Raw genomic sequence first — 24,669 nt, forward strand, 5'->3', positions numbered from 1 at the left:
CGTGGTCGTCGCGTGGTGCCTTCGGTGTGTTCGGTGTGCCAGGCGGACTGGCCGGGCCACGACCGGTGGATCAGGGACCGGTCGGGGCCCGCGGTGCGATCGGTGGGTCAGGAACCGATCGCGGTCTGCGTCAGCGTGAAGGTGAGGGCGCTGAGGTTGATCGAGCCGCCCTGGCCGGTCGTCGCGGTCGAGGGGAGCGTGACCGTGAAGACGACCTTGACCGTCGAGGTCGTCGACGACGGGGAGACGACGTAGGTGTTGTCCGCCGACGACGACTTGACGACCGAGGCGCTCGAGGACGACACGGCGAGCGTCTTGTCGGTGGCCGCGAGCAGCGCCGCGTCACCGGTGATGCTGCCGCCGGCGTAGGTGAGGTTCGCCTTGAGGTCCTGACCGGTGGCGCCGATGTTCAGCGTCTGCGTGAACTGGTAGCTGTTGCCCGGCACCATCAGCGCGGTGGTCGGGTTGATCGCGGCGTTCCGGCCGTTCGTGATGTCCTTCCAGGCGCCGTCGTTGTTGGCGCTGAGGGTCAGCGTGCCGGAGCTCACCGAGGACGCGGCGCTCGAGGCGCTGGCGTTCCAGAGGGCGAAGGTGCCGGCGCCGCCGAGGAGGAGGGCGATGCCTGCTGCGCCGGCGATGGCGCCGGTGACGATCTTGTGCATGGGAGATCCGTTCTGCGCGCCCTGGCGCGCTGGAAGACCACCGGGCACGTTGGTTCGGGTCGTCGTGCCGGTGGGACGGTGTCATCGACCCCGTGGTGCAGGGGGTCGCGGCTGACCGATGCCGAGGACGGTCGCCGGGCTCCGAAGCGCATGGCTGATCGGGCGGGCAGGACTCGTTCTGGTGACGACGCTACTCGTCCCCCAAAGTGCGGACAAGCGGAAACATGCTTTCGCATGGACCCAAAACGGGGGTGATTTTTGTCCTCGCTGTGGGGGACCTGTTTGTACCCCGGTGTTCGTCGGAATGTCGGCGCCCGCCGTACCGTTGCACCGACCGGAAACGAGGAGGGACCCATGGGCATCGTGCGCTGGCTGTTCGACGCGCAGATCGTCATCGGTGACCAGACGGTGCTCTGGCGCGAGGTGATCGGCAACGTCTTCGGGCTGCTCAGCGCGCTCGGCGGGATGCGGCGCAAGGTGTGGGCCTGGCCCGTCGGCCTGGTCGGGAACGCCCTGCTCTTCACCGTCTTCATGGGCGCGCTCTTCGACACCCCGAACCCGGTCAACCTGCTCGGCCAAGCCGCCCGCCAGGTCATGTTCATCATCGTGAGCATCTACGGCTGGTACCGCTGGACGCACCGCGCGGACGACACCTCCACCGTGATCGAGCCGCACTGGGCCTCGTGGCGGACCCGCGTCCTGCTCGTCGTCGGCATGGTCGGCGGCACCGCGCTGCTCACCCCGGTCTTCCGCGCCCTCGGGTCGTACGAACCGGTGTGGAGCGACGCCTGGATCTTCGTGGGCTCACTGCTCGCGACCTACGGGATGGCGAAGGGGTGGGTGGAGTTCTGGCTCATCTGGGTCGCGGTCGACCTGGTCGGGGTCCCGCTCCTCTTCTCGGCCGGGTACTACGCGTCCGGCCTGATGTACGTCTTCTACGGCGTCTTCACGCTGACCGGGTTCTTCGTCTGGGCGAAGCAGCGCACCCGGCCGTCCGCGGCTCCGGTGACCGTCGGCTGACCACCGCCCGTGGGGTGTTCCTGATCATCCCGATCGCGCAACGGCCCCCGCTCTGGGACAAGACACGGCAGCCGTCGTCCGATGGGATTGCCTGATGGAAACCCTGCACGAGGAGCGCGTCGAGGACGAGCAGTCCCTCGCCGAGCGCATCGTCCGCGGAGCGATCCGCGCCTACCGGCTGCACCCCTTCGACGCGGTCGACGCCGCCGTCGTGGCCGAGGTCGCGGGGATCCCGCTCGAGACCGTCGAGCGGGTGTTCCCGACCTGGGACGCGCTGCTGCTCGTCACGTACGACCGGTGGACGCAGCTGCGCGGCACGCGCCGCAAGACCCCGCCGTCGTGCACGATCGAGTACGTGCGGATGACCCTCGCCGAGGACATCGCCGACCCCGGGCTCGTCCGGGTCCTCGCCGGTGTGATCACCGTCGCCAGCTCCGAGTCACGGTTCGCCGAGCTGTTCCGCAAGCGCTTCGAGGAGTACGTCGAGCAGCTGCGCGTCGGGCTCCAGCGTGACGTCGACGGCGGCGCCGAGGAGTGCGTGATCCCGGCGCACCAGGCGGCGACGCAGCTCTTGGCCGTGTACGAGGGCCTGCAGATCCAGATGCTGGTCCGCCCGCACATCGACGTCCTGGTCGAGTTCGACCGCGCCGTCCACACGCTCCGTCAGGGCTGGCGTCGGCGGGACGTGCACTCCTGGGACCTCGACGAGGCCGTCCTCACGAGCTGACCGCTCGAGCGGCTAGGAGCGCGCCCGCCGCCACGACACGATCTGCCGCAGCGTCACCTTCGACCCGTACTGCGCGACGGAGTGCCGGAACAGGTACTCCGCGAACCACAGCAGCAACCCGGCGACGACGAACACCTCGACGATGCAGACCACCGACTGGGTGACGTTGAGCGACCCGACGGCGTTCCGCACCATGGCGGTGACGGGCGTGAACGTCGGGAAGTACGTGAAGAACCCCGCGACGGGGGAGGACGGGGTGGTCATCACGAAGAACGCCGCGTAGAGCGGGATGATCAGGGCGAAGATCGCCGCCGACTGCAGCGCCGAGGCGTCCTTGATCGAGGGCACGGCCGCGCCGACGGCGACGAACAGCCCGGACGCCAGCAGCACGCCACCGACGAGCAGCAGCGCACCGACGAGCATCCGCCACGGATCGATGACGATGCCGCCCAGCCGCGACGCGATGAGCGGGAGTGCCGCGATCATCGTGATCAGCCCCGGGACGACGAAGATCCCGACCTGCACGAACCCGACGAGGAGCATCGCGATGACCTTGCCGCGGATGAGGTCACCGGCGGTGACGGCCGTCAGGATCATCTCGGAGATCCGGTTCTCCTTCTCCTCGACCACGACGGTCACCATGCGGGCGGCGAGCAGGATGACGAGCCCGAAGAAGGCGGCGACGTACAGGAACGGCGGCACGATCGACAGCCAGCCCGGCGCGACCTTCCCGTCGGCGTAGGTCGTCAGCGTCGTGTCCGGTGGGGTCCGGAGCAGCTGGACCGTCTCGGGGTCGTCGACCGTCGCCGCGACGCTCTGCTCGAGCACGCGTTCTGCGAGAGAGGAGTAGCCGCCGTTCGCGAACAGCCCCCGGTCGGCGGCGTCGACGGTGATCGGCGAGGTCGACGGCGAGGTCGGGAACTCGATGAAGACGTCGAGGGTGCCGTCGCGCACTGCGGCACGGTCGGCGCTCGGGTCGGTCGAGGGGGAGCCGCCCCACTTCGCCGCGACGGACTCCGACACCAGGCCGGAGTGGTCGACGTACCGGAACGGCGTCTTCGTCGCCGAGGACCCCGACACGACCGAGTCGGTGCCGGCCGCCTGCCCGATGCCGACGAGCAGCGAGACGACGACGATGACGACCGGAAGCGCGAGGGTACCGATCCAGAAGGCGGGCTTCTTGACCGCGCGGACGAACTCGAACCGGACGACGGTGCCGAGGCGGCTCACGCGGCGGCCCGTTCGGCTGCGAGGGCATCGTGCCCGTAGACCTGCACGAAGATCTCGTCGAGGGGGATCCGGCGCATCTCGAACGCGGTGACGCGGACACCGTCCGCCACCAGCGCGGCGAGGATGTCGGCACCGTCCGGTGCTGCGGCGGACGTCGGCACGAGGTAGGCGACGTGCCCCTCGTGCCGCGCGAGCTTGTACAGCGGCGAGCGGGGGACCGGTCCGTCGAGCCCGACCCGGGCGACCGCGCCGCCGAAGGCGTCCTGCACATCGGGGATCGAGCCGTACGCCGCCGCGGTGCCGTCCTTGAGGAGCAGGATGCGGTCGCAGAGCCGCTCGACCTCGTCCATGTGGTGGGTGACGAGGATCACGGTGGCACCGTCGGCCTTCCGCTCGTCGACCAGGTCGAGCAGGAGCCGTCGGTTGACGGGGTCGAGGCCTTTGGTGGGCTCGTCGAGGATGAGCAGCCGCGGCCGGTCCATGATCGTGATGCCGAGCTGCACCTTCTGCTGCTGCCCGCCGGAGAGCTTGTCGACGCGGAGCTTCGCCCGGTCGGCGAGGCCCACACGGGCGAGGTAGTCCATGCTCCAGGCGGTGGCCTCGGGCCCGCGGAGTCCCCGGAGCCGACCGAAGTAGGACATCACGTCGATGACGGACTCCTTGCGGTACAGCCCGCGTTCCTCCGGCAGGTAGCCGATGCCGCCGGTGGCCGGCCGGTACGGGTGCCCGTCGATCGTCAGGGTGCCGGCGGTCGGGGTGGTGATCCCGAGCAGAGCGCGGATCGTGGTGGTCTTGCCGGAGCCGTTGCTGCCGAGCAGCCCGAACGTCTCGCCCGCGGCGATGTCGAACGACAACCCGTCGACCACGTTCCGGTCCCCGAACCGCATGACGAAGTCCTGCACGCTGATGCTCGCCCCGCTCATGCCGCGACCCTACCGGCAGCGGCTGACGGCGCGACCGTCGTCCGGTACGGTGAGCGCCATGACCCCAGTCCGAGCGCGGCGGTATGTGTCGTCCCTCGCCGTTGCGCTCGCCGTCGGTGTCGTCCTGCTCGTGGCGGGATCGGCTGCGTCCGATGCACTGCTCCGGACAGCGGGCCTCTCACTCGTCGTCGTGATGGCCCTGCTGCTCATCGTCCACGCCGTCCGCTCGGGCAGACACCGGTAGCCGCCCCGCACGGGGCGGACGGCGGTGCGGCCCGAGACGGTGACGACGGACGGACTGGAGGCGCGGTGCCTGCCCGCACCGCGCCTCCAGTCCGTCACCTGGTCGCGTCCAGGGCGACGCGCACCTGCGTCAGGAACGCAACCAGGCCGTCCCCACGCCCGACAGGGCGCCGTCTGCCACCGGCGCCGACGCGAGCAACAGCTCGCCCGCGGGGAGTGCGTACGGCTCGTCGCCGAACACCGTCACGCTCGTCCAGCCGTTCGGCCGACGGAACGCGAGCACGTCGTCGCGACCCGTCTCGAGCCACTCGAGCTGCTCCTCGGACTGCAGCTGGCCGCGCAGGCCCAGGGCTTTCCGGTACAGGTTCAGGGTCGAGTCGGGGTCCGCGTCCTCGGCCTCGACGCTCGACGCGCCGAACCACTCCGGCTGCGGCAGGTGCGCGCCACCTGAGCCGAACCCGAACGACGAACCGGACCGGGTCCAGGGGAGCGGCACGCGGCAGCCGTCACGGCCGACGTCGACGCCCGGGTTCCGGAAGTACGCCGGGTCCTGGCGGTCGGCGTCGGGGATGTCGCCGACCTCGTGCAGGCCGAGCTCCTCGCCCTGGTACAGGTAGGCGGAGCCGGGCAGCGCGAGTTCGAGGAGCGTGGCGGCCTTGGCCCGGCGCAGGCCGAGGTCGCGGTCGAGCGCGTCCTGCGAGCCGCCGGCGAGCAACCAAGCGCTGCCCTGCTTCTCGGCGTCGCCGCCGCGCGGGGGCAGGGCGTACCGGGTGGCGTGCCGGACGACGTCGTGGTTCGAGAACACCCACGTCGTCGAGGACCCGGACTGCTCGGCGAGGCCGAGGTTGAACTCGATGATCTCCTTGAACGAACCGGCGTCGAAGTCGGCCTCGAGCAGGTCGAAGTTGAACGCCTGCCCGAGTCCCTCGGCGCTGGCGTACCGCGCGCGGCGGTCGGCGGCGACCCAGGCCTCGGCGACCGCGGTGCGGGCGGGGGTGTACTCGTCGAAGACCCCGCGCCACTCGGCGTAGATCTCGTGCACGTCGTCGCGGTCCCAGAGCGGGTGCGTGCCGTCCTTCGGCATCTCGGCGAGCTCGGTCCAGGTCGGCAGGGTCTCGCCCAGGTCCTTCGCGAGCCCGTGGGCGACGTCGATGCGGAACCCGTCGACGCCGCGGTCGGACCAGAAGCGCAGGGTGTGCAGGAAGTCGTCGCGGACCTCGCGGTTCGCCCAGTTCAGGTCGGGCTGCTCCTTCGCGAAGGAGTGCAGGTACCACTGGCCGTCGCCGACCGCGGTCCAGGCCGGGCCGCCGAAGATCGAGATCCAGTCGGCGGGTGCCTGTTCGCCGGAAGGGCCGCTGCCGTCGCGGAACACGTAGCGGTCGCGGGCGGGGGAGCCCTTGGGAGCGGCGAGGGCCTCGCGGAACCACTCGTGCCGGTCGCTCGTGTGGTTCGGGACGACGTCGACGATCACCCGGATGCCGGCGGCGTGCAGGGCCTCGACCATCCGGTCGAAGTCGTCGAGCGTGCCGAGGCGGGGGTCGACGTCGCGGTAGTCGTCGACGTCGTAGCCGCCGTCGGCCAGGGCGGACGGGTAGAAGGGGCTGAGCCAGACGGCCTCGATGCCGAGCGACGCCAGGTACGGCACGCGTTCGGTGATGCCGGGCAGGTCGCCGATGCCGTCGCCGTTCGCGTCCGCGAAGGACCGCGGGTAGATCTGGTAGACGCTCGCCTGACGCCACCAGGTCTCGTCGGTCGAGGTCGGGCTGGCGGTGACGGCGGGGTCGAGCACGTCGGTCATGTGGGTTCTTCCTTCGGTCGAGGTCGTTGCTTCGCTCACTTGATGGCGCCCTGGGTCACACCGGCCATCACCCATCGCTGGGTGATGAGGTAGACGATGATCGCGGGGGCCATGGCCATCAGGTACGAGGCGAACGACACGTTGTAGTTGTTGCTGAACTGCGTCTGGAACATCTGCTGCAGGACCGGCAGGGTCTGCAGTGCCGGGTCGGAGGTGATCAGGGACGGCATCACGAAGTCGTTCCAGGACGCGAGGAACGCGAAGATGCCGACGGTGGCGCTCATCGGTGCCAGCAGCGGGAACACGAGTCGCCAGAACACCTGCCCCGTGCTCGCACCGTCGATACGTGCACTCTCCTCCAGTTCGGCCGGGATGGACCGGAGGAAGGCGGTGAAGAGCAGCACGCTGAAGGACAGCTGGAACATGACGTGCAGGATCGCGACGCCGATCGGGTTGTCGAGGTGCGCGAGTCCGGTGAGCTTCACCTGCGACAGTGCGAGCACCGGGAACGGCAGGAACATCGCCGCGAGCAGGTAGAAGAACGACCAGCGGAACAGCTTGCGGTCCCAGTTCCGAGCGATCGCGAACGCGGTGAACGACGCGAGCAGGATCGTGCCGACGACGGTGATCGCGGCGACGAACACGGAGACGGCGAACGCCCGCGGGAAGTCGGTGAGCTGCCACGCCTGCACGAAGCCGTCGACGCTGAACGGGGCCGGCAACGAGAACGCGTTCCCGTCGACGGACTGCGCGGTGGTCTTGAACGCCATGGTCAGCGTGACGTACAGCGGCACGAGGACGGACAGCGCGCAGAGCACGAGGACGACGGTGACGGGCCAGTTGGCGGAGCCGCCGCGGCGGCCGGCTGCTCGGCCGCCGGCGTTGCGGTCCGCGTCCACCGAGCGGATGCTGCCGGTCTTCGTCGTGCCCGGTCGCAGGGGTGCTTGCAGGGACATCAGAGCGCTGCCTTCCCGCGGGTCGCCCGCAGCTGGATCACGGCGATGACGACCGCGATGACGAAGAAGATCGTGGCGTTGGCCATCTGGTAGGCGTAGTCGCCGCCGTTGAAGCCCTTGAAGATCGACATCGCGACACTGGTGGTCGAGGTGCCGGGGCCGCCGTCGGTCAGGCCGACGATGATGTCGTAGGAGTTGAGGAAGTTCTTGAACCCGATCACCAGGTTGATGAGGATGTAGCCCGCGGTGAGCGGTGCGGTGATCGAGATCAGCTGGCGCCAGGCGCTCGCGCCGTCGAGGGCGGCGGCCTCGTACACCTCGCCGGGGATGGACAGCACCCCGGCGATGTAGATGAGCAGCGTCGACGGGATCGCCTGCCACGCGGTCACGACGACGATCGCGACCCACGCCAGGTCGGGGTTCGCCAGGATGCTCTGCTCGAGCGGCCCGAACCCGACGGCGGTGGCGAAGGCCGGCAGGCTGTTCGCGAACAGGAACGAGAACACGTACGCGATGACGATGCCGGAGATCACCATCGGCAGCACGAACACCCCGCGGAGGGCGATCTTCCCGCGGATCTTCGAGGTCAGTGCGATGGCGAGCAGGAAGGCGATCGCGTTCACGACGATCACCGTGACGAGCGAGAACCCGAGGGTGAACAGGTACGCCTGCAGGATCGCGGGATCGGAGAACACGGCGACGTAGTTCGTCAGGCCGATGAAGCGGAACTCGCCGAACCCGACGGAGTTCGTGAAGCTCAGGACGATGCCCATCACCGCGGGCAGCGTGATGGCGAGCGTGAAGAGCACCAGGGTGGGGAGCAGGAACGCGAGGAAGACCGGTTCGATCCGCTTCCGCTTGTGCTTGATGCCCTGGAGGCCCGTGGCGGCTCCGCCACGGCGGCGGCGGTCCGCCGTCGTGATGGATTCAGTGGTCGTGGTTGCCATTCGGACGTCTCCTTACGCGGCCGTGCGGAGCGCGAGGCGCGCCCAGTCGGCGTCGAGGGTGCGGAGCTGACGTTGCGGGTCGCCGCCGAAGGCGATCGACTGCGCGTAGTTCGCGACCGGGATCTCGGCGGGGATGAGCTGCGATGCACCGAGGTAGAAGGCGGCGTCGTCGTAGTACGACTGCATGCCCTCGAGTGCCGGGTTCGACGTCGGGGGAGCGTCCTTCCGGACCCCGAAGCCGTTGTTGTCGGCGTTGTACTTGTCGTTGACCTCCGGCTGCATCAGGAACGTCAGGAACTCGCGCGCTGCGTCCTGCTTGCGCGAGGCCTCCGGGATCCAGAGCGCCAGGTCGACGTTCACCCGGACCTTGTTGTCCGCCGGGTCGTCGGTGACGGGGAGGGGGAAGGTACCGAGGTCCATGTCCTTCGTCGTCTTCGCGATCTCACCGAGGGCCCACGGGCCCTGCAGGTACATCGCCGCCTTGCCCTGGGCGAACGCCAGGTTCCCGTCGCCGTAGCCGCGGCTGGCAGCGCCGTCCTGGTGCCACTCGCGCAGCTGGACCATGCGCTCCATCGGGGTCCGGAAGTCCTTCTCGAACGACACGGACGAGTTCTTCCCGACGCTCGTCCCCTCGCGCTGCAGTGCGGCGAACGTCTTCGGCACGTCGATCGCGCCGCCGATCGTGTAGTCGAACATGCCCTGGGCGATCGTCCAGTTGTCCTTGAACGTGCCGTAGATCGGCGCGATGCGGGCCTTCGTCAGGCGCTCGCAGACGTCGGCGAACTCGCTCCACGTCGTCGGCACCTCGAGTCCCTGCTCCGTGAAGACCGCCTTGTTGTAGATCACCGACGCGGCGGTCACCGAGTACGGCAGCGCGCTCTTCCGCCCCGGGTAGTCCGCGGTCTGCTCCATGAGCGGCCACAGGTCCGGGTTGATGGTGTCGGCCTGCGGCAGGTCGGACAGGTCCGTCAGTGCACCGTGCTCGACGAACGGCACGACCGAGAAGTTGTAGTTCCAGCACCCGAGGTCCGGCGGTCGGTTCCGGACGAAGTTCGCGGACATGCTCGAGGTCGAGTCGCGGACGACCCGGACCTTCGACTGGCTCTGGTGGAACTTCGCGATGACGTCGTCGAAGTACCCGATGACCTCGGGCTTCGACACGTAGAACGTGATGGTCTCCGGCTTGGCGCTCGAGGACCCGATCGGGGCGCACCCCGCGAGCGCGAGCCCGCTGGCGATGCCGCCGGCTCCGAGCAGGAACGAGCGTCGGCTCACCGATGCTGCCGTCCTGGTCGTGGCGTGTGGTTGCACGTCGTCTCCGTCCGTCCGGACCCGGCGTCCCTGCCGTTCCGACCCGCGACCGGCTCCGATGCCGATCGCTGGGAGTAAATCTAGCGAGAAAATCTAATTACGCAAAGAACTCTCCGCGCGATAGGGTCACGGCATGCCACCGCACCGTCGCACGAGCGCCGAGACGCTGCTCGCGTACGCGTTCGAGTCGGCGGCGTTCACCGCGACCGAAGCGATCGACGCCACCGGGCTGACCCGGTCGACCGTGCTCGCCGCGTGCGAGGAACTCGTCCGTCTCGGCTGGCTCCGCGGGCTCGACGACGCCCGCGCCGCTGGCGAGTACCGGAAGGGCCGACCCGCCCGTCGCTACGAACTCGACACCTCTGCCGGCGTCGTCGTCGGCGTCGACGCCGGACAACACCGTGTCACCGCCTTCGTCGCGGACCTGCGCGGTACCGTGCTCGGTCGGGCCGAGGGAGCGCTCGGCGAGTCCGGGCTCGAGGTCCCGGTGCGCCTCGGCGTCATCGCGGAGACCGTCGCGACCGCGCTCGCCGCAGCGGGGACGGACCGTTCCCGTGTCCTCGTCACCGTCGTCGGGATCCCGGCCCCGGTCGACGCCGCCGGTGCTTCCCCGGACGACGGCGGCTTCTGGGACCGGATGAACCCGGGGTTCGCCGACGCCGTGCCGCACGGCCGCGTGGTGGTCGAGAACGACGCGAACCTCGCCGCCCTCGCCGAGCGGCCCTCGTCCGGAGACGCCTCGTTCGCCGCCCTGCTCTCCGGCGAACGCTTCGGCAGCGGGCTCGTGGTCGACGGTGTGCTCCTGCGCGGTGCGCACGGTGGTGCGGGCGAGATGCGGGTCCTCGGACTCGTCGAGGGCGTCGGGTCGTCGGACGGGATCGGCGCGACCGCACGCACGCTCGTCGCCGAGGCGATCGCCACGGGGGAGATCCGCCCAGGGCACCCGCTCGCGACCGCCCCCGACGCCGCCGCGGTGTTCCGTGCCGCGGCCGACGGCGACCCCGCTGCGCGCACCATCGTCGACCGGCTCGGTGGGCGGTTGGCACGGGTCTGCGTCCTGCTCGCGAGCCTGCTCGACATCGACCGTGTCGTGGTGGCCGGCGCGATCGCCGCACCCGCCGCCGCCGTGATAGACCGGGCGCGGGCGTGGCTCGAGAGCGGCGAGTTCGACCCCGTGCCCGAGATCGTCGCGTCGTCGCTCGGCGCCGACGTCGTGGTCATCGGCGCCGTCGCGCACGCCGTCGACGCCGTCCGGGCCGACCCGCTCGCGTTCCCGCTCGTCAGCGCCGGACAGCCAGTGGCAGCACGTGCTCCCGGTCCCAGGGTTCCGTCCAGCTGAGCCGCTCGAACAGCGCGTCCAGCAGCATCGCGGTGAAGCCCCACACCAGGTGGCGACCGGACTCGGCATCGACGGTGAACGCCGGCCCCCGCCACTCCTGACCGCCTCGACGGATGACGGTGACGCCCCGGTGTGCCGGGTCGAGGAGGTCGGCCACCGGCACCCGGAAGACCGCTGCGGACTCGCGCTGGTCCACGGCCCGGATCGGCGACGGGTCCCACCACCATCCGAGGACCGGTTCGACCAGGTGGTTCGAGTGCGCCAGCGGGACCGCGGGCACCGTTCCGAGCACCTCGACGCCGGCCGGGTCGAGTCCGGTTTCCTCGCGCGCCTCGCGGAGCGCGGCGGCCGTGGCGTCCACGTCTCCGGGATCGATCCGCCCGCCGGGGAACGCGACCTCGCCCGGATGGGACCGCAGCGTCGCCGCACGGGCGAGCAGCAGCACGTCGAGGTCGCGGCCGACCGCGCGGGCCACGGCCGGACGGTCGCTCGGCACACTGTCGAGCGGGCCGAAGAGCATCAGGACCGCGGCACGTCGGGGGTTCGGGGTCGTCGCACTGGCGAGCGCGGGGACCAGCGGTCGATCACTCGCGGCTGCCACGGCCGCGAGGGCTGCTCGTGCGCGTCCCCGCCCGTCGTCGTCCACCCGTCCACCCTAGGCGGGGGCCGCCGGGACCAGCTCGCTCAGGATGTTCCCGGCGGGCGTCGGCATGGTGGTGAAACCGAGAACGACTCGACACCACGAGGGGACGACACCATGGACCGCTTCCGGACGATGCCGTTGCCGGCGCTGCTGCCGATCGTGTTCGTGCTGGTCGGTGGGCTGTACTTCGCCATCGGCCTGGCATCCAACCCCGACGGTCGTGACCTGGCCGCCCGAGCGATCGCGTCGCTGTTCTACGCCGTCCTGATGACCGCGTTCTTCGGGTTCCTCATCGCGTACCGCCGGCGTCGGGCCGGAGGGACGGAGACCGCGGCGGCCATCCAACGCGCAGTCCGCACCGGCGAACTCCCCGGCGACGTCGACCACGTCGTGTGGACACGCGAACTCGAGTCGACCCGGAAGCGCTACCGCAACAACCGGGTCATCGTCCCGATCATGGGCGTCGTCTTCGTGGCGTTCTCGATCTGGGCCGCCCTGACGGTCAGCGCGTCTTGGTGGGCGATCCTGGCGCTGTTCGTGGGGATGTGCGCGTACTCGGTCTGGGAGACCCGACGCGCTCTCCGGAACATCGAGCACTTGCTGACGACCCTGCGCGGCACCTGGACCGTGATTGCGGACCGGTAGCGTCGACCGCGTGAGCATCCCCGACTTCGACGTCGAGCCCGTCGTCGGGCCGCGGTTCTGGGCGGTGGTGCTCGGAGTGGCGAGTGCGGTCACCGGTGTCCTCGCGATCATCGGTTGGCCGATGCCCGTCATCTCGGGGCGATACAGCTCGGAGCCGCACGCCTGGGCACGAACGGTCCAGGGCGTCCAGGACTGGTTCGCACACGACGGTTGGCGGATGTCCGGCACGTCCTGGATCTTCGGTGCCCTGGCGATCGCGGCGTTGGCCGGAGCCGTCGTCGTCCTGCGCCCCGCGTGGAGCGGCGGACGGACGTCCCTGCTCGTCGTCGGTCCAGCCGGCGCGATGCTCGTGGTCGGCCCCGTAGTGCAGTGGGCGCTCGGGCTGCCGTGGTCGAACTACGGCTAGTTGTCGCTCAGCGCTGCTTGGCCTCGTTGCCACCCAGCGCCGCTTCGTCCGCCGCGACGTTCTTCTGCACCGCGAACTGCGTCCGGTGCAACTCCTCGTACCGACCACCCACGGCCAGCAGCTCGTCGTGGGTCCCGCGCTCCACGATCGAACCGTCCTCGACCACCAGGATCAAGTCCGCACTGCGGATGGTGGAGAGGCGGTGGGCGATCACCATCGCGGTCCGTCCCTCGAGCGCCTCGCTCAGCGCCGCCTGCACCGCGGCCTCCGACGTCGAGTCCAGCGCCGCCGTCGCCTCGTCGAGGATGACGACCCGCGGCTGGGCGAGCAGGAGCCTCGCGATGGTCATCCGTTGGCGTTCGCCCCCGGACAACCGGTAGCCGCGCTCACCGACCATGGTGTCGAGCTGGTCCGGCAGGGACCGGATGAGCGGCTCGAGGCGTGCACGTCGGACGGCGTCCCACACCTCGTCGTCGGTCGCCTCGGGCCTCGCGAGCCGCAGGTTCGACCGGATCGTCTCGTGGAACAGGTGGCCGTCCTGCGTCACCATGCCCATCGTGTGCCGCATCGAGCCGAACGTGACGTCGCGGACGTCCGTCCCGGCGAGTCGGACGGCGCCGCTGTCGACGTCGTACAGGCGGGAGAGGAGCTGCGCGATCGTGGACTTGCCGGCCCCGGAGGTCCCGACGAGGGCGACGGTCTGGCCGGGCTCGATCCGGAAGGACACCCCGTGCAGGACCTCGTCGCCGCCGCGGGTGTCGAGGGTGGAGACCTCCTCCAACGAGGCGAGGGACACCTTGTCCGCGGACGGGTAGGCGAACCGGACGTCGTCGAACTCGACCGCCACCGGGCCGTCGGGGACGGTGACGGCGTCCGGCTTCTCCTGGATGAGCGGTTCGAGGTCCAGCACCTCGAAGACGCGCTCGAAGCTGACCACGGCGCTCATGATCTCGACCCGTGCGTTCGCGAGGCTGGTCAGCGGCGCGTAGAGGCGGGTGAGGAGGAGCGCCAGGGTGACCACGTCGCCGGTGTCCAGCTGGCCGGCGAGTGCGAGGAACCCGCCGAGTCCGTACACGAGCGCGAGGGCCAGGGCGGAGACGAGCATCAGCGCGGTGACGAAGACGAACTGCAGCATCGCGGTGCGGACCCCGATGTCGCGGACGCGAGCGGCGCGGACGCGGAACTCCTCGGCTTCCTCGTCCGGACGGCCGAACAGCTTCACGAGGGTGGCGCCGGGCGCGGAGAAGCGCTCGGTCATCTGCGTGCTCATGGCGGAGTTGTGGTCGGCGGCCTCGCGGCGGAGCGCGGCGAGCCGGCTGCCCATGCGACGCGCGGGGATCAGGAACACGGGGAGCATGACCACCGCGATCACCGTCACGAGCCAGGACGTGCTGAGCATGACGGTCAGGGTGAGCACCAGCGCCACGAAGTTCGTGACCACGCCGGACAGGGTGCCGCTGAAGGCCTGCTGCGCACCGATCACGTCGTTGTTGAGCCGGCTGACGAGGGCGCCCGTCCGGGTCCGGGTGAAGAACGCGATGGGCATCTTCTGCACGTGGTTGAAGACGGCGGTCCGGAGGTCCAGGATCACGCCTTCGCCGATCCGCGCCGAGTACCAGCGCGTCGCGAGTGACACGCCGGCGTCGGCCACGGCCACGAGGGCGATGACGACGGCGAGCCAGACGATCGTGGAGACCGCGCCCCGCGCGACGATGACGTCGACCACCCGACCGGCGAGCACCGGCGTCGCGACGGCGAGGAACGCCCCCACGACGGAGAGGGCGATGAAGAGCACCAGCTTGGCGCGGTAGGGCACCGCGAACGTCAGGATCCGCCGCACGGATGCACGGGAGAACCCGTGCTTTCCGTCCTTGGCGGTCGAGATCTTGTACAGCGAGCTCCAGGCCGCGCCTTCCATGCTCATGGCAGATCCTTCCGTGGGCGACACCCGACTGCGATGGCGGGTCGCCCGAGCAGGAAGTCAGGATACGGCCGGTCGACCGCCACCGCTGCCCGTCAGCTGCGCGGCACCGGCTGCAACCGCTGCAGCTGCGTCACGTGCCCCGGCTCGAGCTCGTCGAGTGACGTGACGCCGAGCAGCCGCATCGTCCGCTCGATCTGCTCGGACAGGATCTGGATCATCCGGTCCACCCCGGCCTCGCCACCCGCCATCAGCCCGTACAGGTAGGCCCGGCCCACCATCGTGAACTTCGCGCCGAGCGCCACCGCGGCGACGATGTCCGCGCCGGACATGATGCCCGTGTCGAGGTGCACCTCGGTGTCGTTGCCCACTTCGCGCACCACCTGGGGCAGCAGGTGGAAGGGGACGGGGGCGCGGTCGAGCTGGCGACCGCCGTGGTTCGACAGCGTGATCCCGTCGACGCCCATGTCCGCCAGACGACGCGCGTCCGACAGGGACTGCACGCCCTTGACGACGACCTTGCCCTTCCACTGGTCGCGGATCCAGGCGAGGTCCTCGTAGGTGACGGTCGGGTCGAACATGTGGTCGAGGAGCTCCCCGACGGTGCCGGACCACCGGTCGAGCGAGGCGAACGCGAGGGGTTCGGTGGTCAGGAAGTCGAACCACCACCACGGCCGCGGGATGGCGTTGATCACGGTCCGAGCGCTCAGCTGCGGCGGGATCGAGAACCCGTTGCGCTTGTCCCGCAGGCGGGCGCCGGCGACGGGGACGTCCACGGTCACGAGCAGCGTGTCGAAGCCGGCCTTCTCGGCACGGGAGACCAGCGCCATCGACTTCTCGCGGTCCTTCCACATGTACAGCTGGAACCAGTTCCGACCGTCGGGGTTGGCGTCGCGGACGTCCTCGATCGCGGTGGTGCCCATCGTGGAGAGCGAGAAGGGGATGCCAGCACGTCCGGCTGCCCGGGCACCGGCGCGCTCGCCCTCGGTCTGCATCATGCGCGTGAACCCGGTGGGGGCGATGCCGAACGGGTACGCGACCGGCGCACCCAGCACCGAGCGCGAGGTGTCCACCGACGACACGTCGCGCAGGATCGCGGGTGTGAACTCGATGTCCTCGAACGCCTGCCGCGCACGGGCGAGCGAGATCTCTGCCTCGGCGGCGCCCTCGGTGTAGTCGAACGCGGCCTTCGGGGTGCGTCGGGCGGCGATGTCGCGCAGGTCCCAGATCGTCAAGGCCTGTTCGAGGCGCTGACGCCGACCCGGCAGCGAGGGCTTCTTGAACTGCATGAGCGGCGCGAGGTCCCGCACCGTCGGCAGTTGCCGCTGGACCCGGGTGCGCCGAGCGGACGCGGACCCGGTCGACGCTGCGGGCGCCCCGGTGGCGGGGTCGACTCGGTGCTGGTCGTCGGTCGTGGTCATGCGGTGCTCCTGACGGTGGTTCGATCGGGATCGACGCGCGACGACGCCGAGGGTGCAGCGGGTGCTGGGGTGTAGCGCACGGGCTCGACGGTCCGTGCGACGGTGCTGCGGAGTGCCTCCAGTGAAGCCCCTCCGAGGCCTGCGAGTCCAGCGGCGCGCGCCTGGACCAGGACGTTGCCGAGCGCGGTCGCCTCGACGGGGCCGGCTAGCACGGGCAGTCCGGTTCGGTCCGCGGTGAGCTGGCAGAGCAGCCGGTTCTGCGAGCCGCCGCCGACGACGTGCACGACACGGATCTCCTTGCCGGTCACGTCGGCGATGGTCCGCAGGGTGTCGGCGTACGCCGTCGCGAGCGATTCGAGGATGCTCCGCGCGAACTCGGCCCGCGAGGCGGGCGCGCACAGTCCGTGCGCGACGCACCAGGTGGCGATGCGGGCCGGCATGTCCCCGGGGGGTGTGAACGAGTCGTCCCCGACGTCGAACACCGGGACCGGTGCGGTGACGGCCGCGGCGGAGGCGAGCAGGGCCTCCAGGTCGATGCGCTCGCCATCGCGTTCCCAGGTGCGGACGCTCTCGGACAGCAGCCAGAGTCCGGACACGTTCTTCAGGAACCGGACCCGGCCGTCGACCCCGCCCTCGTTGGTGCAGTTGGCCTCGCGTGCCGCGTCGGACAGGACGGGGGACTCGAGTTCGACGCCGACGAGCGACCAGGTGCCGGACGAGATGTACGCGAAGTCGGGTTCGGTCGCGGGGACCGCGACGACGGCTGAGGCCGTGTCGTGCGACCCGACCAGCGTCACCGGCGCGCTGCCGCCGACCAGGTCGGCCACGGACGGCAGCAGGGGGCCGAGTCGGTCGCCCGGGTCGCGCAGCGTGGGCAGCAACCCGGCCGGGAGGCCCGCAGCAGCCCGCAACGCCGGGTCCCACCCACGCGTGGTCGCGTTCAGGGCCCCGGTCGTCGACGCGTTCGTGCGCTCGGCCGCCTCGACGCCGGTGAGCCAGTAGCCGAGCAGGTCGGGGACGAGCAGCGCCCGCTGCGCGAGCTGCAGCGACGGGTCCGCGGCGAACTGGAACACCGTGTTGAAGGGCAGGTGCTGCAGGCCGTTCCGGGCGTACAGCTCGGCAGCGTCCATCCGTCGGTGCACGCGGTCGACGCCGCCCTCGTGCCGCTCGTCGCGGTAGTGGTACGGCAGCCCGAGCAGTCGACCGTCGCGGAGCAGGCCGTAGTCGACCGCCCATGAGTCGATGCCGATGCTGACGATCCCGGGGTACCCGGCGAACGCCTGCCGGAGCCCGTCCGTCACCTGCCGGTACAGCTCGACGACGTCCCAGTGCAGGGCGTCCCGCCCGCCGTGCGCGTCGCCCTCGAGCAGGGTCACCGGGCCGTTCGGGAACCGGTTGACGTGCTCCATCCGGACGCCGTCGGTGTCGACGTGGCCGACGATCACCCGGCCGCTGGTGGCGCCGAGGTCGACCGCGGCGACGCTGCCGCTCGTGTGCATGCCGTGCTCCTGCTCGGTTCGTTGGTCGTCGCTCGTTGGTCGTCGCTACCGCAGGAACGCGGCGGCGACGCCCGCGTCGACGGGCACGTGCAGGCCGGTCGTGTGCGAGAAGTCGTCGGTGCAGATGGCGTAGACGGCGTTGGCGACGTTCTCCGGCACGACCTCGCGCTTGAGGATCGTGCGCTGGGCGTAGAACGCGCCGAGGTCCTGCTCCTCGATGCCGTACGTCTTCGCGCGGTTCGCACCCCAGCCGGAGGCGAAGATCCCGGAGCCACGGACGACGCCGTCGGGGTTGATCCCGTTGACGCGGACGCCGTGCTCGCCGAGCTCCGCCGCCAACAACCGGACCTGGTGTGCCTGGTCGGCCTTGGTCGCCGAGTAGGCGATGTTGTTCGGGCCGGCGAACACCGAGTTCTTCGACGAGATGTAGACGATGTCGCCGCCGAGGCCCTGCTCGATGAGCACCTTCGCCGCAGCCTTCGAGACCAGGAACGAGCCCTTCGCCATGACGTCGTGCTGCAGGTCCCAGTCTTGTTCCGTGGTCTCGAGCAGGCTCTTGCTCAGGCTCAGCCCGGCGTTGTTCACGACGAGGTCGAGGCCACCGAAGTGCAGCAGGGTCTGCTGGATCGCCTGGTCGATGGCGGCGGCGTCCGTCACGTTCGCGGCGACGCCGATGGCCTTGTCGGTGTTCCCGATCTCGGCAGCGGCTTCCTGCGCCTTCGCCAGGTCGAGGTCGGCGATGACGACCGCGGCACCCTCGGCCGCCAGGCGCTTCGCGATGGCCTTGCCGATGCCGCTCGCGGCCCCGGTGACCAGGGCGATCCGGGTGGCGAGCTTCTTGGGGGCCGGCATCCGCTGGAGCTTCGCCTCTTCCAGGGACCAGTACTCGATGCGGAACTTCTCGGCCTCGTCGATCGGGGCGTAGGTGCTCAGCGACTCGGCGCCGCGCATGACGTTGATCGCGTTGACGTAGAACTCGCCGGCGACGCGGGCGGTCTGGGCGTCCTTGCCGTACGAGAACATCCCGACGCCGGGCACCAGCACGATGAGTGGGTCGGCGCCGCGGATCGCGGGGGAGTCCGGCGCCCGGTGCCGGTCGTAGTAGGCCTGGTAGTCCGCGCGGTACTGCTCGTGGAGTTCGTGCAGACGTGCGGTCAGCTCGTCGACGCTCGCCGTGGCGGGCAGGTCCAGGATGAGGGGCTTCACCTTGGTGCGGAGGAAGTGGTCCGGGCAGCTCGTGCCGAGCGCGGCGAGTTCGTCGGCGCGCTCTGACGCCAGGAAGTCGAGGACGACGTCGCTGTCGGTGAAGTGACCCACCACCGGCTTGTCGTGCCCGGCGATGCCGCGGATCGTCGGGGCGAGGGCGGCCGCTCGTGCACGTCGCTCCTCCGTCGGCAGCGCCGCGAAGCCTGCTCGGGTCCCGCCGAACGGGTCGGCGTTCCCGTGCTCCGCGATGTACTGCTCGGCGGTGTCGATGATCCAGCGCGAGTTCGCCTCGGCATCGGCGGAGCTGTCTCCCCAGGCCGTGATGCCGTGGCCGCCGAGGATCGTGCCGATCGCCTGCGGGTTGTCGCGCTTGATCGTGGCGATGTCGAGCCCGAGCTGGAACCCGGGTCGGCGCCACGGCACCCAGACCACCTTGTCGCCGAAGATCGTCGACGTCAGGGCCGGTCCGTCCGCCGCCGTCGCGATGGCGATGCCGGCGTCCGGGTGCAGGTGGTCGACGTGCGCGGCGTCGACCAGGGCGTGCATCGCCGTGTCGATCGACGGCGCCGCACCGCCCTTGCCGTGCAGCGTGTAGTCGAACGCGGCGACCATCTCGTCCTCGCGTTCCACACCGGGGTAGACGTCCTGGAGGGCGCGGACCCGGTCGACCCGCAGGACCGCGAGGCCAGCCGGGGTGAGGGTGCCGAGGTCGCCCCCGGAACCCTTCACCCAGAGCAGTTCGACCGGTTCTCCTGTGACGGGGTCGGTGTCGGTGCCCTTGGCGGAGGTGTTGCCGCCCGCGTAGTTCGTGATCCGCGGATCCGAGCCGAGCGCGTTCGAGCGCGCGATGAGCGCCCTGATCGTCTCGTCTGCGTCCGTGCGGTGCGTTGCGGGCATGACCCGAGCCTCCAGTCCTGTGGTTGTCATGTGTCTACGCGCCCCAGCCGGCCTGGACGCCGCCGACGCGGTCCTCGGCGATCGACTGCTGGTACCCCGACTCCAGGTACGCGCGCATCGGGTTCGCCGGCAGGCCGCGGGACTCGCGCCACGCGGCGAGGTCCTTGCGGACGTCGGTCTGGTACGCGTCCATGAAGACCTCGTTCGCGCCGAGGACGTCGTGCGCCTCTTGCGCGGCGGTCAGGGCGACGCGGTCGAGGAGCAGCGCCCGGGCCGTCATCTCCTGCACGTTGAGCACGGACCGGATCTGGCCGGGGATCTTGTCCTCGATGTTGTGGCACTGGTCGAGCATGAACGCCACATCAGGGTTGTCGTAGCCGCCGCCGCGGATGACCTCGACCAGGATGCGGAACAGCTGGAACGGGTCCGCTGCGCCCACGATCAGGTCGTCGTCGGCGTAGAACCGCGAGTTGAAGTCGAAGGAACCGAGCTTCCCGAGGCGCAGCAGCTGCATCACGATGAACTCGATGTTCGTGCCGGGGGCGTGGTGGCCGGTGTCGAGGCAGACCATCGCCTTGTCGCCGAGGGCCGCCGTCTGCACGTAGCTCGTGCCCCAGTCGGGGACGTCCGTGTGGTAGAACGACGGCTCGAAGAACTTGTACTCGAGCACCAGGCGCTGGTCGGCGCCGAGGCGGTCGTAGATCGTGCTGAGGGACTCGTGCAGGCGGTCCTGGCGGGAGCGCATGTCCTCCTGCCCCGGGTAGTTCGAGCCCTCGGCGAGCCAGATCTTCAGGTCGCGGCTGCCGGTGGCGTCCATCACGTCGATGCAGCGCAGGTGGTGGTCGATCGCCTTCTGCCGGATCGTCTCGTCGACGTGGGTGAGGGCGCCGAACTTGTAGTCGTCGTCCTGGAACGTGTTCGAGTTGACGGTGCCGAGCGAGACGCCGTGCTCTTCCGCGTGCCGCTTGAGGTCGGCGAAGTCGTCGACGAGGTCCCACGGGATGTGGAGTGCCACGGTCGGGGCCAGTCCGGTGTACTTGTGCACCTGGGCGGCGTCGGCGATCTTCTCGTAGGGGTCGCGCGGGGTGCCCGGCGTGCTGAACACCTTGAAGCGGGTGCCGGAGTTGCCGAAGGCCCAGGACGGCAGCTCGATCTGCTGCCGGGCCAGTTGCTCCGCGATGGAGCTGAAGCTGGTCGATGTCATCGTGTCACTTCCTCGTGTGCGATTGAATCGTTTCATACAGTACGGGTCGCGGCGGTCCACCGCAACCGTGTGGGGTGGTGCTGCGTCGCGCACCCCGTTGCGGTCTTCGCGCCCCCGAGAGTCGGGGCGCGATGCACGCACGGGGGCGCGATACGGGACGGGCGCGATGTGCGCGCGGGACGGGCGCGGGACGGGCGCGGGACGGGCGCAGCGAGCGCGCGGGCCGCGCTGGCGGGCTGCGCGCCCCGTTGCGGTCTTCGCGCCCCGAAGAGTCGGGGCGCGAAGACTGCCCGGGGGCGCGACGCCGGGGGCGCGACGCCGGGGGCGCGACGCCAGGCGAGCGACGCCAGGCGAGCGCCGCCAGGCGTCCCGCGCACCCACCGTGACCGGCCCACCTTCCGCTCCGCGCTACGCCGCGGGGACCGCGGCCGGCGCGCGCAGCTCGTGCGTTCCGCCGCCGAGCCGCTGCTCCGCAGCACCCGGCAGGCGCACCACCGCGGTCACGCCCTCGGGCACGGTCGCCCGGACGCGCAACTCACCGTCGACGAGCTCCCACCGCACCGCGACGTGCCCGTGGACCGTGTCGAGCGAGGTCGACGCCCACGTCAGACCCCCGCCCGGCTGCGGCGCGATGAGCACGGACTCGTACCCCGGCGACAGCGCCGACAGACCACCGACGACCCGGTGCATCCAGTCCGCCACGGCACCGAGCGCGTAGTGGTTGAACGAGGTCATCTCACCCGGGTTGATCGTGCCGTCCGGCAGCATCGAGTCCCAGCGCTCCCAGACCGTGGTCGCACCCATCGTCACCGGGTACAGCCACGACGGGCACTCGGTCTGCAGCAGCAGCTGGTAGGCGTCGTCGAGGTGGCCGGTCTGCGTCAAGGCGTCCGTGATGAACGGCGTCCCGGCGAAGCCCGTCGAGATCCGGTACCCGGACGCCTCGACCAGCTCGGCGAGACGGTCGCCTGCCGCGGCCTGCTCCTGTTCGGACAGGATCCCGAACACGATCGCGAGCGTGTACACCGTGGTCGCGTCCGACAGGATGCGCCCGTCGTCCTGCAGGTAGTGGGTACGGAACCCGGCCTGGAGGCGCGACGCCAGTTCCCGGAACTCGGTCGCTTCCGCCTCGTGGCCGCCCAAGAGCTCCGCCGCGTCCGCCACGATCGTCGCGGACCGGTAGGCGCAGATCGTCGCGACGACGCCCTTGTCGGCCTTCGCGTCCGCCGGCGCCTCCGGCGGGGCGTCCGGGTCGAGCCAGTCGCCGAACTGGAACACGGTGTCCCACAGGTCCTCGGGGGACAAGTGGTCGCGGATGCGCCGGAGGTGCGCGGCCATCGAGTCGAACTGCTCCTCGAGGACCGCGGTGTCGCCGTACGCCTGGTACAGGGTCCACGGCACCCAGACGCCGGCGTCCGACCAGACGGCGGTCGCGTCGGGCTTGCCGAAGTCCTCGGCGGGGGAGTACTTCAGCACGTCCGGCACCACGAACGGGATGATGCCGTCGGCGTGCTGCTGCTCGAGCCACACGTCGCGGAGCCAGTCCGCCAGGAACGTCCTGGTGTCGAACAGGTACGAGGCCGTCGGGGCGAACGCCGCGATGTCGCCTGTCCACCCGAGGCGCTCGTCGCGCTGCGGGCAGTCGGTCGGGACGCTGAGGAAGTTGCCCTGCATGCCCCGGATGACGTTGTCGTGGAAGGTGTTCAGCAGCTCGTGGCTCGACTCGAACGTGCCCGTCCGGGTGAGGTCGGAGCCGACCTGCACCGCGGTGACCGCCGTGCGGAGTTCGTCGAGGGTGCCCGGCCAGCCGTCGACCTGGGCGTAGCGGAAGCCGTGGAAGGTGAACCGGGGTTCGAACCGGTCCTCCTCGCCGCCGCTCAGGGTGAAGCGGTCCGTCGCCTTCGCGGTCCGCAACGGACGGGTGCCGAGCTCGTCGTGCTCGAGCACCTCGGCGTGCTGCAGGGTCACGACCGTGCCGGCCGGGCCGCTCGCGGTGACCCGGAGCCAGCCGACCAGGTTCACACCGAAGTCGATGAGGGTCGCACCGGACGGGCTCGTCCAGACCTCGACCGGGGCGATCTCGGCGAGGGGGCGGACCGGCGGGACGGTGTCGGCGACGAGTTCGCGCTCCCCGATGTCGACGGTGTGCACGGTGCTCGTGCGGCCCTCGTGTCCGTCGACGCTCGGCGTGGTGACCTCGCCGGGCGTCAGGAACGAGCCGTCGCGCAGGCGGGCGTCGATGTCCTCGCCGTCGTACAGCTGGTCGGCGGTGATCGCACTCGACAGGGCCTGCCAGTCGGTGTCGGTCACGACGCGCTGCTCGTGGCCGTCCTCGAACACGATGCGGAGCTCGGCGAAGCCCGCACGCTCGTCGGTGTACCAGCCGCCCCCGCCGCCCCACGCCAGGCGACCGGCGGCCCAGCCGTTGCCGACGACGAGCGCCAGGACGGCAGCCTCGCCGGGGGCCGTCCCGACCAGGTGCGACGTCACGTCGTGCGAGACGACGCGGATGCGCCACTCGTAGCTGGTCCAACCCGGTTCGAGCAGGTGGTCGGAGACCCGCTGCCCGCCGAGCCAGCCCTCCACGACGCCGAGGGCGCTGAGGTCGAGGGTGGCTGCGGTGACGGCGCCGTGGCCGTCGTCGATGGTGAACTCGCGGCGCAGGATCGGTGCGCTGTCGAGGTCGGTGTCGGCCGCGATGAACTGTGCGGTCCAGGTGGTCATGTGGTGGGTCCTTTCACGCGACCGGTCGTCGTCGACCGGTGCGGGGGTCGTGTGGCCGCCGTCCCGTCCGGGTGGGCGGTGTGGCGGAGGCGGGTCGCGCCTCCAGGCCGGGGTGGGGCGTCAGCCCTTGACGGCGCCGCTGGTCATGCCGGCGACGATCTGACGGTTGAAGAAGATGTAGAGGATCAGCGGCGGGATCGTGATGAGCAGCACGTCCGTGAACAGCAGGTTCAGCTGGCTGACCGTCTGGCTCTGGAACGCGTAGAGGGTCTGCTGCACGGTGGCGTTCTCGGACCCGGGCAGGAAGTACAGCGGGTTCGTGAAGTCGTTGAACACCGTGACCGACTGCACGAGCACGACGGTGATGATCACCGGCTTGAGCAGCGGCAACACCACCCCGAAGAACAGCCGGATCGGGCCGGCGCCGTCGAGCACCGCCGCCTCGTCGAGCTCCTTGGGGATCGTCGCGACGAACGCCCGGAACAGCAGGATGCAGAACGACAAGCCGAACGTGGCCTCGATGAGGATCATCCCGCCCATGGTCTTGAACAGGTTGAGGCCCTGGAGCACCCAGATCGTCGGCACGATCGCCGGCGGCACGATGAGGCCCGCCAGGACGAAGAAGTTGATCACGCCGTTCCACTTGCTCGGACGACGCTGCAACACGTAGCCGACCATCGCGGAGAACACGACCATCACGATCACGCTGCCCACGGTGAGCACGGCACTGTTCAGGAACGCCCGGACGATCCCGCCGTCACCGGACTGGAACACCGCCTGGAGGTTCTGCCACAGCTGCCAGTCGGTCGGCAGGCTGAAGCCGAGCTGGTTCGCCTCGGCCGGGTTCTTCGCCGCCTGGAGCAGGACGAAGACGAACGGCACCAGGAAGACCACGAAGCTGACGACGATCGCGATGGACCCGATGATCCACTTCCGAGCACGCCCGG

At 70.4% G+C, this 24,669-nt stretch carries 21 protein-coding genes; 6 read left to right on the forward strand and 15 right to left on the reverse strand.

Going from position 1 to position 24,669, the window contains the following annotated elements:
* Positions 1–107: 107 nt before the first annotated feature.
* The gene (locus EDF19_RS11925; RefSeq protein ID WP_123681108.1) at positions 108–662 is read right to left on the reverse strand and encodes an alternate-type signal peptide domain-containing protein; all 555 of its coding nucleotides are present in this window, start codon (positions 660–662) and stop codon (positions 108–110) included.
* Between the two features lie 354 nt (positions 663–1,016).
* On the opposite strand from EDF19_RS11925, the gene pnuC reads away from it, so the two are divergent.
* The gene (pnuC, locus tag EDF19_RS11930; RefSeq protein WP_123681109.1) at positions 1,017–1,682 is read left to right on the forward strand and encodes a nicotinamide riboside transporter PnuC; all 666 of its coding nucleotides are present in this window, start codon (positions 1,017–1,019) and stop codon (positions 1,680–1,682) included.
* Between the two features lie 94 nt (positions 1,683–1,776).
* Positions 1,777–2,409, forward strand: coding sequence for a TetR family transcriptional regulator C-terminal domain-containing protein (locus EDF19_RS11935; RefSeq protein ID WP_123681110.1), 633 nt, complete (start codon positions 1,777–1,779; stop codon positions 2,407–2,409).
* 12 nt (positions 2,410–2,421) lie between these two features.
* On the opposite strand, the gene EDF19_RS11940 is transcribed toward EDF19_RS11935, so the two are convergent.
* Both EDF19_RS11940 and EDF19_RS11945 read right to left on the reverse strand, forming a co-directional pair.
* Positions 2,422–3,639 carry an ABC transporter permease gene (locus EDF19_RS11940; RefSeq protein ID WP_123681111.1) on the reverse strand — a complete coding sequence of 406 codons (1,218 nt, stop codon included), beginning with the start codon at positions 3,637–3,639 and terminating at the stop codon, positions 2,422–2,424.
* The gene (locus tag EDF19_RS11945; RefSeq protein ID WP_123681112.1) at positions 3,636–4,562 is read right to left on the reverse strand and encodes an ABC transporter ATP-binding protein; all 927 of its coding nucleotides are present in this window, start codon (positions 4,560–4,562) and stop codon (positions 3,636–3,638) included. The genes EDF19_RS11940 and EDF19_RS11945 overlap by 4 nt, the downstream gene beginning before the upstream one ends.
* Before the next feature lie 58 nt (positions 4,563–4,620).
* Between EDF19_RS11945 and EDF19_RS18820 the strand changes: the two genes are divergently transcribed.
* Entirely contained in the window at positions 4,621–4,806 is a 186-nt protein-coding gene (locus EDF19_RS18820; RefSeq protein WP_148071089.1) for a hypothetical protein, read from the forward strand.
* A gap of 129 nt (positions 4,807–4,935) precedes the next feature.
* On the opposite strand, the gene EDF19_RS11950 is transcribed toward EDF19_RS18820, so the two are convergent.
* From EDF19_RS11950 to EDF19_RS11965, 4 genes are read right to left on the reverse strand one after another with little or no spacing between them, the layout of a single operon-like run.
* Positions 4,936–6,603: a glycoside hydrolase family 13 protein gene (locus EDF19_RS11950; RefSeq protein ID WP_123681113.1), complete on the reverse strand. Its 1,668-nt coding sequence runs from the start codon at positions 6,601–6,603 to the stop codon at positions 4,936–4,938.
* Positions 6,604–6,638: 35 nt separating this feature from the next.
* On the reverse strand, positions 6,639–7,559 hold the full coding sequence (locus EDF19_RS11955) for a carbohydrate ABC transporter permease (RefSeq protein WP_123681114.1): 921 nt from the start codon (positions 7,557–7,559) through the stop codon (positions 6,639–6,641).
* On the reverse strand, positions 7,559–8,506 hold the full coding sequence (locus tag EDF19_RS11960) for a carbohydrate ABC transporter permease (protein WP_185022810.1): 948 nt from the start codon (positions 8,504–8,506) through the stop codon (positions 7,559–7,561). The genes EDF19_RS11955 and EDF19_RS11960 overlap by 1 nt, the downstream gene beginning before the upstream one ends.
* Positions 8,507–8,518: 12 nt before the next feature.
* Positions 8,519–9,781, reverse strand: a complete 1,263-nt coding sequence (locus EDF19_RS11965; protein ID WP_260217134.1) for an ABC transporter substrate-binding protein — start codon at positions 9,779–9,781, stop codon at positions 8,519–8,521.
* A gap of 169 nt (positions 9,782–9,950) precedes the next feature.
* On the opposite strand from EDF19_RS11965, the gene EDF19_RS11970 reads away from it, so the two are divergent.
* Entirely contained in the window at positions 9,951–11,156 is a 1,206-nt protein-coding gene (locus tag EDF19_RS11970) for an ROK family protein (protein WP_123681116.1), read from the forward strand.
* Here the strand turns inward: EDF19_RS11970 and EDF19_RS11975 are convergent.
* The gene (locus EDF19_RS11975) at positions 11,098–11,802 is read right to left on the reverse strand and encodes an NUDIX hydrolase (RefSeq protein WP_395860097.1); all 705 of its coding nucleotides are present in this window, start codon (positions 11,800–11,802) and stop codon (positions 11,098–11,100) included. The genes EDF19_RS11970 and EDF19_RS11975 overlap by 59 nt on opposite strands.
* Positions 11,803–11,913: 111 nt before the next feature.
* Between EDF19_RS11975 and EDF19_RS11980 the strand changes: the two genes are divergently transcribed.
* Positions 11,914–12,444, forward strand: coding sequence for a hypothetical protein (locus EDF19_RS11980; RefSeq protein WP_123681117.1), 531 nt, complete (start codon positions 11,914–11,916; stop codon positions 12,442–12,444).
* 10 nt (positions 12,445–12,454) lie between these two features.
* Positions 12,455–12,850 carry a hypothetical protein gene (locus tag EDF19_RS11985; RefSeq protein ID WP_148071090.1) on the forward strand — a complete coding sequence of 132 codons (396 nt, stop codon included), beginning with the start codon at positions 12,455–12,457 and terminating at the stop codon, positions 12,848–12,850.
* Between the two features lie 7 nt (positions 12,851–12,857).
* Here the strand turns inward: EDF19_RS11985 and EDF19_RS11990 are convergent, their stop codons facing one another.
* From EDF19_RS11990 to EDF19_RS12020, 7 genes are all read right to left on the reverse strand, one after another.
* Complete coding sequence (locus EDF19_RS11990) at positions 12,858–14,774, reverse strand: ABC transporter ATP-binding protein (RefSeq protein WP_123681119.1); 1,917 nt, start codon at positions 14,772–14,774, stop codon at positions 12,858–12,860.
* Between the two features lie 92 nt (positions 14,775–14,866).
* Positions 14,867–16,060 (reverse strand): alpha-hydroxy acid oxidase, encoded by a 1,194-nt coding sequence (locus EDF19_RS11995; protein WP_123681288.1) that lies wholly within the window; start codon positions 16,058–16,060, stop codon positions 14,867–14,869.
* 128 nt (positions 16,061–16,188) lie between these two features.
* Positions 16,189–17,691: a rhamnulokinase family protein gene (locus EDF19_RS12000; RefSeq protein ID WP_123681120.1), complete on the reverse strand. Its 1,503-nt coding sequence runs from the start codon at positions 17,689–17,691 to the stop codon at positions 16,189–16,191.
* A gap of 45 nt (positions 17,692–17,736) precedes the next feature.
* Positions 17,737–19,794, reverse strand: coding sequence for a bifunctional aldolase/short-chain dehydrogenase (locus EDF19_RS12005; protein WP_123681121.1), 2,058 nt, complete (start codon positions 19,792–19,794; stop codon positions 17,737–17,739).
* Between the two features lie 34 nt (positions 19,795–19,828).
* Entirely contained in the window at positions 19,829–20,998 is a 1,170-nt protein-coding gene (gene rhaI, locus EDF19_RS12010; protein ID WP_123681122.1) for an L-rhamnose isomerase, read from the reverse strand.
* A 408-nt stretch (positions 20,999–21,406) separates the two neighbouring features.
* Positions 21,407–23,722, reverse strand: a complete 2,316-nt coding sequence (locus tag EDF19_RS12015; protein WP_123681123.1) for a family 78 glycoside hydrolase catalytic domain — start codon at positions 23,720–23,722, stop codon at positions 21,407–21,409.
* 120 nt (positions 23,723–23,842) lie between these two features.
* Positions 23,843–24,649, reverse strand: a complete 807-nt coding sequence (locus EDF19_RS12020; RefSeq protein ID WP_260217161.1) for a carbohydrate ABC transporter permease — start codon at positions 24,647–24,649, stop codon at positions 23,843–23,845.
* Positions 24,650–24,669 lie beyond the last annotated feature (20 nt).

The organism is Curtobacterium sp. PhB115 (assembly GCF_003752025.1).
Lineage (GTDB): Bacteria > Actinomycetota > Actinomycetes > Actinomycetales > Microbacteriaceae > Curtobacterium.